Annotated in this window: 10 protein-coding genes and 1 pseudogene; 5 read left to right on the plus strand and 6 right to left on the minus strand. The window is 73.4% G+C overall.

All coding sequences use genetic code 11. The annotated features are described in order from the left end of the window. Positions 1-117: 117 nt before the first annotated feature. Positions 118-1,252: pseudogene (locus ABD981_RS07125) on the plus strand (winged helix DNA-binding domain-containing protein). 16 nt (positions 1,253-1,268) lie between these two features. On the opposite strand, the gene ABD981_RS07130 reads toward ABD981_RS07125, so the two are convergent. Beyond that, positions 1,269-2,099, minus strand: a complete 831-nt coding sequence (locus ABD981_RS07130; RefSeq protein WP_046908051.1) for a helix-turn-helix transcriptional regulator — start codon at positions 2,097-2,099, stop codon at positions 1,269-1,271. A gap of 136 nt (positions 2,100-2,235) precedes the next feature. On the opposite strand from ABD981_RS07130, the gene ABD981_RS07135 reads away from it, so the two are divergent. Both ABD981_RS07135 and ABD981_RS07140 read left to right on the plus strand, forming a co-directional pair. Further along, entirely contained in the window at positions 2,236-3,924 is a 1,689-nt protein-coding gene (locus ABD981_RS07135; protein ID WP_046908052.1) for an AMP-binding protein, read from the plus strand. Positions 3,925-4,019: 95 nt separating this feature from the next. Beyond that, positions 4,020-5,609, plus strand: coding sequence for an AMP-binding protein (locus tag ABD981_RS07140; protein ID WP_046908102.1), 1,590 nt, complete (start codon positions 4,020-4,022; stop codon positions 5,607-5,609). Here ABD981_RS07140 and ABD981_RS07145 read toward each other — a convergent pair. The 3 genes from ABD981_RS07145 to ABD981_RS07155 form a co-directional block, all read right to left on the minus strand. Beyond that, positions 5,594-6,235, minus strand: a complete 642-nt coding sequence (locus ABD981_RS07145) for a GNAT family N-acetyltransferase (RefSeq protein WP_123954503.1) — start codon at positions 6,233-6,235, stop codon at positions 5,594-5,596. The genes ABD981_RS07140 and ABD981_RS07145 overlap by 16 nt on opposite strands. A 3-nt stretch (positions 6,236-6,238) precedes the next feature. After that, on the minus strand, positions 6,239-7,090 hold the full coding sequence (locus ABD981_RS07150; RefSeq protein WP_345528396.1) for a TIGR04222 domain-containing membrane protein: 852 nt from the start codon (positions 7,088-7,090) through the stop codon (positions 6,239-6,241). A 68-nt stretch (positions 7,091-7,158) separates the two neighbouring features. Continuing rightward, positions 7,159-8,271, minus strand: a complete 1,113-nt coding sequence (locus ABD981_RS07155; protein ID WP_240495236.1) for a hypothetical protein — start codon at positions 8,269-8,271, stop codon at positions 7,159-7,161. A gap of 338 nt (positions 8,272-8,609) precedes the next feature. On the opposite strand from ABD981_RS07155, the gene gcl reads away from it, so the two are divergent. Further along, positions 8,610-10,397 (plus strand): glyoxylate carboligase, encoded by a 1,788-nt coding sequence (gcl, locus tag ABD981_RS07160; protein WP_046908054.1) that lies wholly within the window; start codon positions 8,610-8,612, stop codon positions 10,395-10,397. A gap of 45 nt (positions 10,398-10,442) precedes the next feature. On the opposite strand, the gene ABD981_RS07165 is transcribed toward gcl, so the two are convergent. Next, positions 10,443-11,474, minus strand: a complete 1,032-nt coding sequence (locus tag ABD981_RS07165) for an ArsR/SmtB family transcription factor (RefSeq protein ID WP_046908055.1) — start codon at positions 11,472-11,474, stop codon at positions 10,443-10,445. A 75-nt stretch (positions 11,475-11,549) separates the two neighbouring features. Here ABD981_RS07165 and ABD981_RS07170 point away from each other — a divergent pair, with 75 nt between their 5' ends. Then, positions 11,550-12,740, plus strand: a complete 1,191-nt coding sequence (locus tag ABD981_RS07170; protein ID WP_046908056.1) for an MFS transporter — start codon at positions 11,550-11,552, stop codon at positions 12,738-12,740. Positions 12,741-13,123: 383 nt separating this feature from the next. On the opposite strand, the gene ABD981_RS07175 is transcribed toward ABD981_RS07170, so the two are convergent. Then, complete coding sequence (locus ABD981_RS07175) at positions 13,124-14,581, minus strand: catalase (RefSeq protein WP_046908057.1); 1,458 nt, start codon at positions 14,579-14,581, stop codon at positions 13,124-13,126. Positions 14,582-14,605 lie beyond the last annotated feature (24 nt).

Consider the following 14,605-nt stretch of genomic DNA (forward strand, 5'->3'; position numbering starts at 1 on the left):
TCCGCGTGAAGGATATATGCGGGAATGTCCTCGGGGTGGTCGGGGGAGTGACGGGTCGGAGTGCTCGCCTTCTGATTGCGGACCGAATCTGTCCGCAATCATCGATAGCGTGCCTCCATGGCCTCGAACACGACGTCCCCGGTCCTCAGCACCCGCGCCCTCAACCGCGCCACCCTCGACCGCCAGCTGCTGCTCCGGCCCGCCCCGCTCGGCGCCGAGCAGGCCGTGCACCACCTCGTCGGGCTCCAGGCCCAGAACACCAAGCCGCCGTACTACGCCCTCGCCGCCCGCCTCGACGGCTTCCGGCCCGAGGAGCTGTCAGGGCTCATGGAGTCCCGCGCGGTGGCCCGGATCGTCTCGCTCCGGTCCACCGTCCACACCCACACCGCGCGCGACGCCGTCGTCCTGCGCCGGCTCGTCCAGGCCGGCGCCATCGACCGGGAGCTGCGGATGTTCCGCAAGGGGCTCGACGGGGTCGACCTCGACCGCCTGACCGCCCTCGCCACCGCGTACGTGGAGGAGCGGCCCCGGACGCCCAAGGACCTCCGCGCGCATCTCCTGGAGGTCTGGCCGGACGCGGACCCGCTGGCGCTCACCATCGCCGCCCGCTGCCTCCTGCTCATGGTCCAGGTCACCCCCCGGGGCCTGTGGCGGAAGAGCGGGCAGGTGGCCCTCACCACCGTCCGGGCCTGGTTCGGCGAGGGCGGAGCCGTGGACGCGGCCGTCGACGACAGCACCGTCGACGAGACCGTGCTGCGCTACCTCGGCGCCTTCGGGCCCGCCTCCGTCCAGGACATGCAGACCTGGTGCGGGCTCACCCGGCTGCGCACCGCCTTCGAGCGGCTGCGGCCGCGGCTGCTCGTCTTCCGCGACGAGCACGGCACCGAGCTGTTCGACCTCCCCGACGCGCCCCGGCCGGACGAGGACACCCCGGCGCCCCCCGCGCTTCCTGCCCGAGTTCGACAACCTCCTCCTCTCCCACGCCGACCGCACCCGCGTCGTGCCCGCCGAACACCGGGGCCGCACCTGGACCGGCAACCAGTCCCACCCCGTCTTCCTCCTCGACGGGTTCCTCGCCGGGCTGTGGCGCCTCGACGAGGGCAAGCAGCGCACGACGCTGACCATCGAGCCCTTCGGGCGGGTCACCCGGGCCCAGCGCGAGGCCCTCACCGTCGAGGCCGAGCGGACGCTGCGGCTCACGGCGCCCGAGGGCGTCCCGTACGAGATCGTCCTCGGGGGAGGGGAGTCGTGACGGGGGCCGCCGCGGGTCACGGCAGCGCCCCCGCCCGTCTCGCCGCCAGCACCGCCTCTAGCCGCGTGTGCGCCCCCAGCTTCCGCATCGCCGAGCGCAGGTAGCCCTTCACCGTCTCCGGGCGCAGCCCCAGCCGCTGGGCCGCCGCCGCGTTCGTCGCGCCCGAGGCCACCGCCGCCAGGACGTCCGTCTCGCGCGGGGTCAGCGGCGGCGCGCTCGGGCGTTCCGGGGTGCCCTCGCGGGCGGCGGCGGCCGACTCCAGGCGGCCGCAGACCGCGAGCAGGCGGGCGCGCAGCTCCGGGTCGGCCACCTTCGGCGCCAGCTCGCGCAGCTCCCCGTGGGCCTGGCGCACCTCCTCCCAGGAGGGGCCCGGGCTGGCCGCCCGCGCGTACAGCTCCCGCACCTCGTCCCGTACGGCGAAGGCCTGCTCCACGTCCCGGGCCGCCGCCACCGCCGCGTCGAAGACCCGCTCGCCGATCGGCAGGGCGTCGCGCAGCGCCCCGTACAGCACCCCGCGCACCTTCCGGCGGACGACCAGGGGCACCGCGATCACGGAGCGCAGCCCCTCCGCCGAGACCGGGCCGTCGTACTCGTGGGTGATGTGCCGGGCGGAGGCGTAGTCCGTCACCGCGCACGGGCGCGACAGGGCCAGGCACTTGCCGCCGAGACCGGAGCCGGTCGAGATCGTCAGCCCGCGCAGCGCCGGGGTCACCGCCCCGTTCAGCTCCGCGATCCGCATCGCGCGGCCGTCGTGCAGCAGGCCCCCGAACACCACCTGGAGACCGGTGGTGCGGCGCAGCCGCAGCAGGGCGCCGCGCAGCTCCACCGATTCGACGCGCTCGGACACCGCGCGCCCTCCTTCCGCAGGACCGGCCCCGCCCGCCGATCGTTCCGATCCGCGCGGTCACCCCCGAACGGGGGTAGTGAGACCTGGGTCACCGATTACACGATGTCCGGGACCGGTCCCGCAACGAGGAGGGCACATGACGGCAGCGAGCGAGACGGACGCGACCAGAGGGTTCCGGGAGGCCCGGGACTTCCTGCTCCGGCACCGCGAGGACTACGAGACGGCGTACGAGGGCTTCGCCTGGCCCCGGCCCGACCGTTTCAACTGGGCGCTCGAATGGTTCGACGTCATCGCCGCCGGCAACGACCGGACCGCCCTCCACATCGTCGAGGAGGACGGCACCGAGACGAAGCTGAGCTTCGCCGAGATGTCCGCCCGCTCCAACCAGGTCGCCAACTGGCTGCGCGGCCAGGGCGTCCGCCCCGGCGACCGGATCATCGTCATGCTCGGCAACCAGGCCGAACTGTGGGAGACCATGCTCGCCGCGATGAAGCTGCGCGCCGTCGTCATCCCCGCCACCCCGCTGCTCGGCCCCGCCGACCTGCGCGACCGCGTCGACCGCGGCCGGGCCCGCCACGTCCTGGTCCGCGCCGAGGACACCGCCAAGTTCGACGACGTGCCCGGCGGTTACACCCGGATCGCGGTCGGCGGCGACGGCGTCGACTGGCTCGGCTACGAACACGCCTACCGCGAGTCCGCCGAGTTCACCCCGGACGGCGTCACCCACGGCGACGACACGCTCATGCTCTACTTCACCTCCGGCACCACCGCCCGCCCCAAGCTGGTCGAGCAGACCCACACCTCGTACCCCGTCGGGCACCTGGCCACCATGTACTGGATCGGCCTCCGGCCCGGCGACGTGCACCTCAACATCTCCTCGCCCGGCTGGGCCAAGCACGCCTGGTCCAATCTCTTCGCCCCGTGGAACGCCGAGGCGACCGTCTTCATCCACAACTACGGCCGCTTCGACCCGGCCCGCCTCATGGCCGAGATGGACAAGCACGGGGTCACCGCCTTCTGCGCCCCGCCGACCGTGTGGCGCATGCTCATCCAGGCCGACCTCGGCCAGCTCGCCACCCCGCCCCGCGAGGTCGTCGCCGCCGGCGAACCGCTCAACCCCGAGGTCATCGAGACCGTCCGGCGCGCCTGGGGCGTCACCATCCGGGACGGCTTCGGTCAGACCGAGACGGCCGTGCAGGTCTCGAACAGCCCGGGACAGCGGCTGAAGGAGGGCTCGATGGGGCGGCCGAGCCCCGGCTACCGGGTCACCCTCGTCGACCCGGTCAGCGGCCGCCCGGACGTCGAGGAGGGCGAGATCTGTCTCGACCTCTCCGCCCGGCCGGTGGGTCTGATGACCGGCTACCACGGCGACCCGGAGCGTACGGCCGAGGCGATGGCCGGCGGCTACTACCGCACCGGCGACATCGGCTCCCGCGACGCCGACGGCTACATCACGTACGTCGGGCGCGCCGACGACGTCTTCAAGGCCAGCGACTACAAGATCTCCCCGTTCGAGCTGGAGAGCGCCCTCCTGGAGCACGAGGCCGTCGCCGAGGCCGCCGTCGTCCCCGCCCCCGACCCGCTGCGGCTCGCCGTCCCCAAGGCGTACGTCGTCCTCGCGGCGGGCTGGCAGCCGGACGCCGACACGGCGAAGGCGCTCTTCGCGCACTCCCGCGAGGTCCTCGCGCCCTACAAGCGGATCCGCCGGATCGAGTTCGCCGAGCTGCCCAAGACGGTGTCCGGCAAGATCCGCCGCGTGGAGCTGCGGCGGCTGACCGCGGAGGGCCAGGGCGGCACGGAGTACGCCGAGGGGGACCTCGCGTGAGCCCCGAAGCCGGCCCCACCACCGATTCCGCCGCCGCCCCGGCCAACGGCCCCGCCACCGATTCCGCCGCCCCGGCCGAAGGCCCCACCGGAACCCTGCTCTCCTACGCGCACGGCGCCGACCCCACGCCGCTCCTCGGCGACACCATCGGCGCCAACCTCGACCGGGCCGTCGCCGCCTGGCCCGAGCGGGAGGCGCTCGTCGACGTGCCGACCGGGCGCCGCTGGACGTACGCCGCGTTCGGCGCCGACGTCGACCGGCTGGCGGACGCCCTGCTCGGCAGCGGGGTCCGCAAGGGCGACCGGGTCGGGATCTGGGCGGTCAACTGCGCCGAGTGGGTGCTCGTGCAGTACGCCACCGCCCGCATCGGCGCGATCATGGTCAACATCAACCCGGCTTACCGCGCCCACGAGTTGCGGTACGTCCTCGACCAGGCCGGGATCACCCTCCTGTTCGCCTCGCTCGCGCACAAGACCAGCGACTACCGCGCCATGGTGGAGCAGGTGCGCCCCGACTGCCCGCAGCTGCGCGAGGCGGTCTACTTCGGCGACCCGAGCTGGGACGAACTCCTCGCGCGCACCGCGCCGGAGGGCGTCGTACCGGCCGCGCTCGCCTGCGACGAACCGGTCAACATCCAGTACACCTCGGGGACGACCGGCTTCCCGAAGGGCGCCACCCTCTCCCACCACAACATCCTCAACAACGGGTACTTCGTGGGCGAGATGATCGCCTACACCGAGCAGGACCGCATCTGCATCCCGGTGCCCTTCTACCACTGCTTCGGCATGGTCATGGGCAACCTCGCGGCCACCTCGCACGGCGCCTGCATGGTGATCCCGGCCCCGTCCTTCGACCCGGCCGCCACCCTGCGCGCGGTGCAGGAGGAGCGCTGCACCTCCCTGTACGGGGTGCCGACGATGTTCATCGCCGAACTCGGTCTGCCCGACTTCGCCACGTACGACCTCTCCAGCCTCCGCACCGGGATCATGGCGGGCTCGCCGTGCCCGGTGGAGGTCATGAAGCGGGTGGTCGCCGAGATGAACATGGCCGAGGTGTCCATCTGCTACGGCATGACCGAGACCTCGCCCGTCTCCACCCAGACCCGCCGCGACGACGACCTGGAGCGGCGCACGGGCACGGTCGGCCGGGTCATGCCGCACGTCGAGGTGAAGGTCGTCGACCCGGGAACCGGGCTGACCGTCCCGCGCGGCACGGCGGGCGAGCTGTGCACCCGCGGCTACAGCGTGATGCTCGGCTACTGGGACGAGCCGGGGAAGACCGCCGAGGCGATCGACCCGGGCCGCTGGATGCACACCGGCGACCTCGCCGTGCTGCGCGAGGACGGCTACGTCCAGATCGTCGGCCGGATCAAGGACATGATCATCCGGGGCGGGGAGAACGTGTACCCGCGCGAGATCGAGGAGTTCCTCTACGGCCACGAGAAGATCGCCGACGTCCAGGTCGTCGGCGTCCCCGACGCCCGCTACGGCGAGGAGATCCTGGCCTGCGTGATCCCGCGCGACCCGGCCGACCCGCCCACCCTGGAGGAGATCACCGCCTTCTGCCGCGACCGCCTCGCGCACTACAAGATCCCCCGGAGGGTCGAGATCCTGGGCGAGTTCCCGATGACGGTGAGCGGGAAGGTGCGGAAGGTGGAGCTGCGGGAGCGTTACGGGGCGGGCTGACCGGCCCGTTCCCCGGGGAGCGCCTGTCCCTCGGGGAGGGCCTGTCCCCCGGGGAGGGCCCGTTCCTCGGGAGGCGTCTGCTCCCCGGCCGCCCGCTCCCGGGCCCGCGGCACCGTCACCTCGCGGCGCATGCAGACCCGGGGCCAGGCGGCCAGGCCGTGGGCGGCCTCCGCGCGGCTGATCTCCCGCAGGCCCTCGCTGAGCGCCGGATCGCCCTCCTCCAGGCGGCGGAAGCCGAGCCGGGCGTAGTACGGGGCGTTCCACGGCACCTCGGTGAAGGTGGTCAGGGTCAGCGCGGTCAGGCCCTGCTCCCGGGCGTCCGCCGCGAGGTGCTCGATCAGCTCGCGCCCGACGCCCCGGCGGGCGGCGTCCGGGTGGACGGAGACCTGTTCGATGTGGGCGGCGCCGTCGACGGTGTCGCTCAGCAGGTACCCGACGGGGTGGTCCGCCGCGTCCACCGCGACCCAGGCCCGGCCCGCGCTGCGGTAGCCCTCCAGGACGTCCAGGGGCAGGGGTTCGTCGTCCGCGATGTCATCCATGCCCAGGGGGCGGAAGGCCTCGCCCGCGGCGCGTTCGATGTCCTGGAGCAGGGGGAGTTCGGCCGCTGCGGCCACTCGGATGCGCATACGTCAGTATGGCCCCGCCGGTGTGAAGAAGGCGTCAGCCGGGTGGCGGGACCGCCCGGGGCCGGTCAGTCCGGGGCGCCGCCCGTGCAGGTCGGGCCGTTCTCCGGGTTCCAGCCGCGTCCGGTCGCGTAGCCGTCCTCCCGGTCGCGGCGCCGCCGGAGCAGGCCGCCGTCGCGGGAGAAGTGCGGCAGGAACAGGGCCAGGGCGGGGGTCGCCGTACAGCGCCACGTACAGCAGGACGTCCTTGCCGTCCGTGACCTCACGGCGCTGCGCGGGCAGCGGGTGCCGTTCGCGCAGGCCCGCGAGGAGGCGGCGGGCGGCGCGGGTCGTGGGCGGTACGCAGAGCAGGACCGCGGAGGCGAGCACGGGCGGGGCGCCGAGCAGCAGGGCCGGTGCGGTGATCCCCGTGGCCAGCAGGCCCACGCCCACCGTGACCGGCACGCAGGCCAGCAGGAACCGGGCCGCCCGCAGCCGTCCCGGCGGGCGCAGCAGCCCCGTCCCGCCGAGCTCCGCGCGCAGCGCGTCGAGTGCCTGGCGGGCCTTCGGGCGGGTCGCCAGCACCCGCAGGGCCAGGGCCCGTTGCAGTGAGCGGTGGACGCCGAGCTGGAGCGGGTCGCGGGTCCGGCCGGCCCCGCCGTTGGCGCGAATCGTGCCCCGGCGCCCGGCCGCGACGGCGCCGCGCTGGTGCAGGGCGACCAGCGCGACGGTGACGGCGGCCCGCGGGCCGCCGCGCAGCAGCGCGAGGGCCTGCGGCGGCAGTTCGGGCCGCCCCCTGCTGCGGGTACGCAACAGCACGACCGCCAGTGTCAGTTGGGCGACCGTCAATCCGAAGAACCACCACGTCCCCGTCGTCATGGTGTTCACCCCCCGAGGGTGTTGTGCCCGGAGGAGGGCCGGTCGTCACCCGGGAATGGCCGGAAATGCTAGGCGGCCCCGGTGTCGATCAGGAGGTCGGCGGGAGCGTTGACGGGCTGGGGCGTGCCGGTGAGGTCGAGCACGAAGAGCGGGATGCCGAGGCCCTCGGCGCGCTCGTGGGCCTCGGGGGTGTAGCCGGCGAGCGAGAAGCAGACGCTGGTCGACCCGTTGCTGAGGCCGTTGAGCCAGAGGCACTCCACGGCCCGCAGTCCCGTGGGCCGGGTGCTCGGATCCACCTGCGCGACCAGCCCTGGCCCCCGCAGGTCGACGGCGACCGCGGACCGCTCCTCCGGCTGGACGACGTCCCGGAAGCCCAGCCACCGCAGGTACCCGGCGGAGGCCGCCACCGCGTCCCGCGCGGTCCTGATGGTCACCGGCCGGAACGCGGGGCGGGCGGGGAGGGCGGGGTGGGCGGGGTGGGCACCCGGGTGGGCATCGGGGTGGCTGCCTGCCCAGGGTGCGGGATGGCGCTCGGTGAAGCTGGGGTAGCCGTCGGGTTCGTGGCCGGGTTCGGGGCCGGGGCCGGGGGAGGCGGTGGGGCGCGGGAGCGCCGAGCCGCTCCGGACGGCGGGCCGGTGCCCGGCCTCGGGCGCGGGCGGCGCACCGCCGGCGCCCGGCGGACCCGTGTCGGCGGGTGACTCCCCGCCGTGGGCGGCGGTGTCCTGCGGGGTCCGGTGGGCCGGGGTGCGGTCGGACCGCGGACCGGCGGAGGAGCCGGGGCCGACGGGGGAGCCGGAGCCGGGTCCGGTGCCGGTGGGGCCGACGGCCGCCTCCGGACCGTTCCCGCCGCCGCTCCCGCTCCCGCTCCCGTCCCTGCCCGAGTCCCCGTTCGGACCAGGGCCGGGGTCAGGGCCGGCGCCCCCGTCCCCGTCCACGCCCCCGTCCGGGTTCAGGCCCTCGTCCGTCCCCGCGTCGTCCGTCCCCGGGTCGGCCATCCCCGGGTCGGCCATCCCCGCGTCGATCATCCCCCGCACCGGCACCCGCAGCACCGCTCCGCACGCGCATCCCAGCTCCGGGTGCGGCCAGTCGGACGGGCGGGCGCAGGTGGGGCAGAGGACGGTGACCCATTCCTCGGCCCAGTTGCGGTGGGTGACGGGCTCGGCCGGCGCGTCCTGGGTCACCGGCGGCGCGATCGGGGTGCCGCACACGCAGGGGAAGGCGGGCGGTGCGTATCTCTGCGTACGGAGGCATTCCGGGCAGCGCACCTGTACCGATTCACCCACACCGAACCCCCTCTGCTCGCGCACCCATCGTCCACCAATCCGGCCGTCCGGGGGAGGCACTTCGGCCACCTCGGGCCGCGGCCCCGCAGATCGTCTCTTGACGCCTCTCCTCCGACCCTTCTACATTGCTTCCGTATAGCAGAACAGTACTTCCGCATTATGGAAACAAGGCGCTGAAGGCCCCCGCCGGAGCCCCGGTGCGCTTGTCTCCCCCTGGCCGAAGCAGGAGCACTCCCATGCCTCGTATGACCGCCGCCGCAGCGGCCGTTGAGATCCTCAAGCGCGAAGGCGTCACCAACGCGTTCGGTGTGCCCGGCGCGGCCATCAACCCCTTCTACCGGGAGCTCAAGAACGTGGGCGGCATCGCCCACACCCTCGCCCGGCACGTCGAGGGCGCCTCCCACATGGCCGAGGGCTACACCCGCGCCAAGGCCGGAAACATCGGTGTCTGCATCGGCACCTCCGGCCCCGCCGGCACGGACATGATCACCGGCCTGTACTCGGCGATCGCCGACTCGATCCCGATCCTCTGCATCACCGGCCAGGCCCCGGTCTCGAAGCTCCACAAGGAGGACTTCCAGGCCGTCGACATCGCCTCCATCGCCAAGCCGGTCACCAAGGCCGCGACGACCGTCCTGGAGGCCGCGCAGGTCCCCGGCGTCTTCCAGCAGGCCTTCCACCTGATGCGTTCCGGCCGTCCCGGCCCGGTCCTCATCGACCTGCCGATCGACGTCCAGCTGACCGAGATCGAGTTCGACCCGGAGACCTACGAGCCGCTGCCGGTCTACAAGCCGTCCGCGACCCGCGCCCAGGCCGAGAAGGCGCTGAGCTTCCTCCTGGAGGCCGAGCGCCCGCTGATCGTCGCCGGCGGCGGCATCATCAACGCCGACGCCACCGACCTGCTCGTCGAGTTCGCCGAGCTGACGAACATCCCGGTCATCTCCACCCTCATGGGCTGGGGCACCATCCCGGACGACCACGAGCTCGCCGCCGGCATGGTCGGCGTCCAGACCGCGCACCGCTACGGCAACGCGACCTTCCTGGAGTCGGACACCGTCATCGGCATCGGCAACCGCTGGGCCAACCGCCACACCGGGTACAACCTGGAGGCGTACACCAAGGGCCGGAAGTTCGTCCACGTCGACATCGAGCCCACCCAGCTCGGCAAGATCTTCGCCCCGGACTACGGAGTCGCCTCCGACGCCAAGGTCGCCCTGGAGCTCTTCGTCGAGATCGCCAAGGAGTGGAAGGCCGCCGGCACGCTGCCGGACTTCTCCGCCTGGGCCGCCTCCGCGCAGGAGCGCAAGGCCACCCTGCAGCGCCGCACGCACTTCGACGACATCCCGATGAAGCCGCAGCGCGTGTACGAGGAGATGAACAAGGCCTTCGGCCCGGAGACGCGCTACGTCACCACCATCGGCCTCTCCCAGATCGCGGCCGCGCAGTTCCTGCACGTCTACAAGCCGCGCCACTGGATCAACTGCGGCCAGGCCGGCCCGCTCGGCTGGACCATCCCGGCCGCCATCGGCGCCGCCACCGCGCAGCCGGACGTCCCGGTCGTCGCGCTCTCCGGCGACTACGACTTCCAGTTCATGATCGAGGAGCTGGCGGTCGCCGCCCAGCACAAGGTCCCCTACGTCCACGTCCTCGTGAACAACGCCTACCTCGGCCTGATCCGCCAGGCGCAGGGCGGCCTCGGCATCAACTTCGAGGTCAACCTCGAGTTCGAGAACATCAACACCCCGGAGATCGGCGTCTACGGCGTCGACCACGTCAAGGTCGCCGAGGGCCTCGGCGTCAAGGCGATCCGCGTCACCGACCCGGACAAGCTGGGCGAGGCGCTGGAGGAGGCCAAGAAGCTGGCCGTCGAGTTCCAGGTCCCGGTCGTCGTCGAGGCGATCCTGGAGCGCATCACCAACATCGCGATGAGCAAGACGGTCGACATGAGCGACGTCACCGAGTTCGAGGAGCTGGCCACCGAGCCCGGCCACGCGCCCACCGCGATCAAGGCCCTCCAGGTCTGACCCCTCCAGGTCTGACCCCTCCAGGTCCGACCCCACCAGGTCCGATCAGGGAGTCGTGTGACGGCCCCCGCCCCGACGAGCACCGGGGCGGGGGCCGTCCCGCGTCCCCTCCTGTGCCCGGACCAGGACCGCGCCCGCCTCCGTCCACTCGTACAGCACCGAACGCCCCGCCCTTCCGCGGCGTACCAGCCCGGCGTCCAGCAGCACCTTCAGGTGGCGGCCGACCGAGCCGAGGCCCTGGCCCGTCAACGCCACCAGCTGGCTGGTCGTCTTGGGGGCTTCGAGGCGTACGAGGACACCGGCCCGGGCGCCGCCGAGCAGGGCCCCCAGGGCCTCGGGAACGCCCGGTCCCGCCGTGTCGGCCAGGGCGCCGGAGCACGCGTACACGATCGCCGACCGCTCCGTCCCCTCCCAGGACACCCAGCCCTGCGCGGGCGTCACCGGCACGAACAGCAGCCGGCCGCCGCCGATCCAACGTGGCGGGTAGGCACGTGGGTTGACCTGGAGGCGGCCGTCGCCCAGCCAGCGCACCCTGCCGGGAGACAGTTCGTCGAGCGCCGCCGCCCAGCCGCCCTGCCCCAGCCGCGCCGTCCTGGCCGTCACGTCGGCCTCCAGGATCCTGCGGCGGCGCGGCCAGTCGGGCAGCACCGTCTCCCGCCACACCCACTCCAGGACCCCCGCCATCCGGTGCGGCAGGTCGCCCGCCGAGCGCAGCGCATCCGGTACGGGGCCGCCCACGGCCACCTCCAACTGCGGCACCGAGTCGGCGGGTTCGACGTCCCGGACCGCCTCGACCTCCTCCTCGAAGGTCCGCTCGCCCTCGCCCAGCGGCGTCGGTGTGAGGAAGTCGGCGTTCCACGTCCGCCCGAGGGCGGCCCGTACGAGCAGGGCGTCGAGCGGCTCGGCCGCGAGGCGGTCCCGGTACGCCGGGAGGTGAGCGGCCAGCCAGGCGCGCTCGCCCGGGTGGGCTCCGGCCGCCGCGTGCAGGGTCTTCAACGAGGCCACGGTCTCGGCCAGCGGAGAGAGGGCGAAACGTCCCCGGGCCAGGGAGTCCGTGCCGAGCTGCCACCAGCCCACGTGTCCACCCCGCTCTCGTTTCGCCTCCGCGCGAAACGATATCGGCCCGCCCGGGCCCTCCCCGAGACTCCCGGCATGCCCCGTTACCGCGATCTCTTCCGCACCCCCGAGTTCACCCCGCTCTTCCTCTCCGGCGCCGCCCAGATCGCCGCGCAGACCGTGTCGGGCCTGGGCCTCGCCACCCTCGTCTACCGGGCGACGGGCTCTCCGCTCCTCTCCGCGCTCGCCATGTTCGGTCCGGCGCTCGCCCAGCTGGTCGGCGCGACCGTGCTCCTGTCCGCCGCCGACCGGCTGCCGCCCCGCGCGGCGCTCACCGGAGTCTCGCTCGCCTTCGCGGCCGGTACGGCGGCCCAGACCGTACCCGGGCTGCCCGTCGGGGCCGTCTTCGCGATCCTCTTCCTCCAGGGGCTCGTCGGCTCCCTGGGCGGGGGCGTGCGGTACGGGCTGCTGCGCGAGGTCCTGCCCCGCGACGCGTTCCTGCTGGGGCGTTCCGTCCTCAACATGTCGACCGGCGTCTGCCAGATCGCCGGGTTCGCCACGGGCGGCCTGCTGCTGACGGTGCTCGCGCCGCGCGGCACTCTGGCGGCGGGTGCCGTCCTGTACCTCCTGGCGGCCCTGGTCGCCGGGCGCGGCCTGTCCCGGCGGGCCCCGCGCGCCACCGGGCGGGCGTCGGTCGCCGAGACCTGGCGGACCAACGCCCGGCTGTGGTCCTCGCCGCCCCGTCGGCGCGTCTACCTGGCCCTCTGGGTGCCCAACGGCCTGATCGTCGGCTGCGAGTCGCTCTTCGTGCCGTACGCCCCGGAACGCGCGGGACTGCTCTTCGCCTGCGCCGCGCTCGGGATGCTGGCGGGGGACACCGCGGTGGGCCGGTTCCTGCCGGCGGGGCTCCGGGGCCGGGCCGCCGCTCCGCTCCAGGCGCTGCTGGCCGCCCCGTACCTGCTCTTCGCGCTCGACCCGGGGCTGCCGTACGCGGTCGCCGCGATCACGGTGTCGGCCGTCGGCTACGGCGCGAGCCTGCTCTACCAGGAGCGGCTGATGGCGCTGGTCCCCGAGGAGCTGAGCGGGCACGCGCTGGGGCTGCACACCTCCGGGATGCTGGCCCTCCAAGGGCTGAGCGCGGCGCTCGCCGGCGGTCTCGCGCAGCTCACCTCGCCCGGTACGGCGATGGGCCTGCTGGCCGTCGCCTCGCTCGCGGTGACCCTCGTCCTCTCCCTCGGCGGGCGTCCGGCGTCCGTGGCCGGGGAGCGCGAAAGGGCCGAGGCCTGACCCCTGTGCGTGGGTCAGGCCTCGGCCTCGGTGCACGCGGTGCGGGACCGTAAACCGCACTGCGCACGTGATGCCCGCCCGACGGTGCGAGGCTGGCGCGACAGGACGTTCGCGCCGCCGGGCGGAGTCTGTGGTGTCCTCCCCGGACGTGCAGCCGGGGGAGGGGCGTTGGGACCGCGGCGGTGCCGACGGGCGCGCCGGCGGTTCCCCTCCCTTCAGGTCAAGAAGGGGGCCGGGCGTCCTTACCACCGCACTGGCTCGGCGCCGCCGCGGTCCTCACGCTGTCCGGTTCACCGACCACCCCTCATCCGGGCCGGTGTCCCGGACCGCGTACGATGCTGACCTCCCGTCAGGCACCGTACGCAGTCTGGATGTTCGCAGGATCAGTCCTCGCGCAGAGCGCGGACGGCCTCCTCGACGCGCTTGCCGTAGTCGGCGTCGGCGGCGGCGAAGTGGGCGATGTTCTTCTCGATGACGTCCTCGCGGGAGACCTGGGAGAGGCCGCCGGCGATGTTGGCGATCAGGCGGCCCTTCTCGTCCTCGGACATCAGGCGGTAGAGCTCGCCGGCCTGGAAGAAGTCGTCGTCCTTGGCGTGCTGCGGCGCCGCGTGGGTGCCGGTCCAGCCGTGGATCGCGAGCGGCGCGGAGAGCGCGGCGTCGGTCTGCGCCGGACCCGAGTACGAGTTGGGCTCGTAGTTCTTGTCGTGGCGCGAGCCGTTGCGGGTGGCCATGTGGCCGTCGCGGCCGTAGTTGTCCGCGGTGGTCGCCTTGGGGGCGTTCACGGGCAGCTGGGTGTGGTTGACGCCGAGGCGGTAGCGGTGGGCGTCCGCGTAGGCGAAGAGACGGCCCTGGAGCATCTTGTCGGGGGAGGGGCCGATGCCCGGAACGAAGTTGTTCGGGGAGAAGGCGGCCTGCTCGACCTCGGCGAAGACGTTGTCGGGGTTGCGGTCGAGGACCAGACGGCCCACGCGCTGCAGCGGGTAGTCGCTGTGCGGCCACACCTTGGTGAGGTCGAAGGGGTTGAAGCGGTAGTCGGCGGCCTCGGCGGCCGGCATCACCTGGACGTAGAGGGTCCAGGAGGGGCTCACGCCGCGCTCGATCGACTGGAGCAGGTCGGTCTGGTGCGAGTTGGCGTCCTTGCCGACGAGCTCGGCGGCCTGCTCGGCGGAGAGGGAGCGGATGCCCTGGTTCGTCTTGAAGTGGTACTTGACGAAGAAGGCCTCGCCCGCCTCGTTGGTCCACTGGTAGGTGTGCGAGCCGTAGCCGTTCATGTGACGGTACGAGGCGGGGATGCCGCGGTCGCCCATGAGCCAGGTGATCTGGTGGGTCGCCTCGGGGGCGTGCGCCCAGAAGTCCCAGACGTTGTCCGGCTCCTGCTTGCCCGTGAAGGGGTCGCGCTTCTGGGAGTGGATGAAGTCGGGGAACTTGATCGGGTCCTTGATGAAGAACACCGGGGTGTTGTTGCCGACGAGGTCGTAGTTGCCCTCTTCGGTGTAGAACTTCAGCGCGAAGCCGCGCGGGTCGCGGACCGCGTCCGCGCCGCCGAGCGAGTCGGCCACGGTGGAGAACCGCAGGAAGGTCTCGGTCTTCTTGCCGACCTCGGAGAGGAAGTCCGCCTTGGTGTAGGCGGTGACGTCGTCGGTCACCTCGAAGTAGCCGTACGCGCCGGAGCCACGGGCGTGCACCACGCGCTCCGGGATGCGCTCACGGTTGAAGCGCGCGAGCTTCTCCAGCAGGTGCTGGTCCTGCAGCAGGATGGGGCCACCGACGCCGGCGGTGGCGGAGTTCTGGTTGTCGGCGACAGGGGCGCCGGACTCGGTCGTAAGCACGCGCTTCGACATCGTGACCTTCCGTACGGGAGCTGC

This window comes from Streptomyces showdoensis (assembly GCF_039535475.1).
Taxonomy (GTDB): Bacteria; Actinomycetota; Actinomycetes; order Streptomycetales; family Streptomycetaceae; genus Streptomyces; species Streptomyces showdoensis.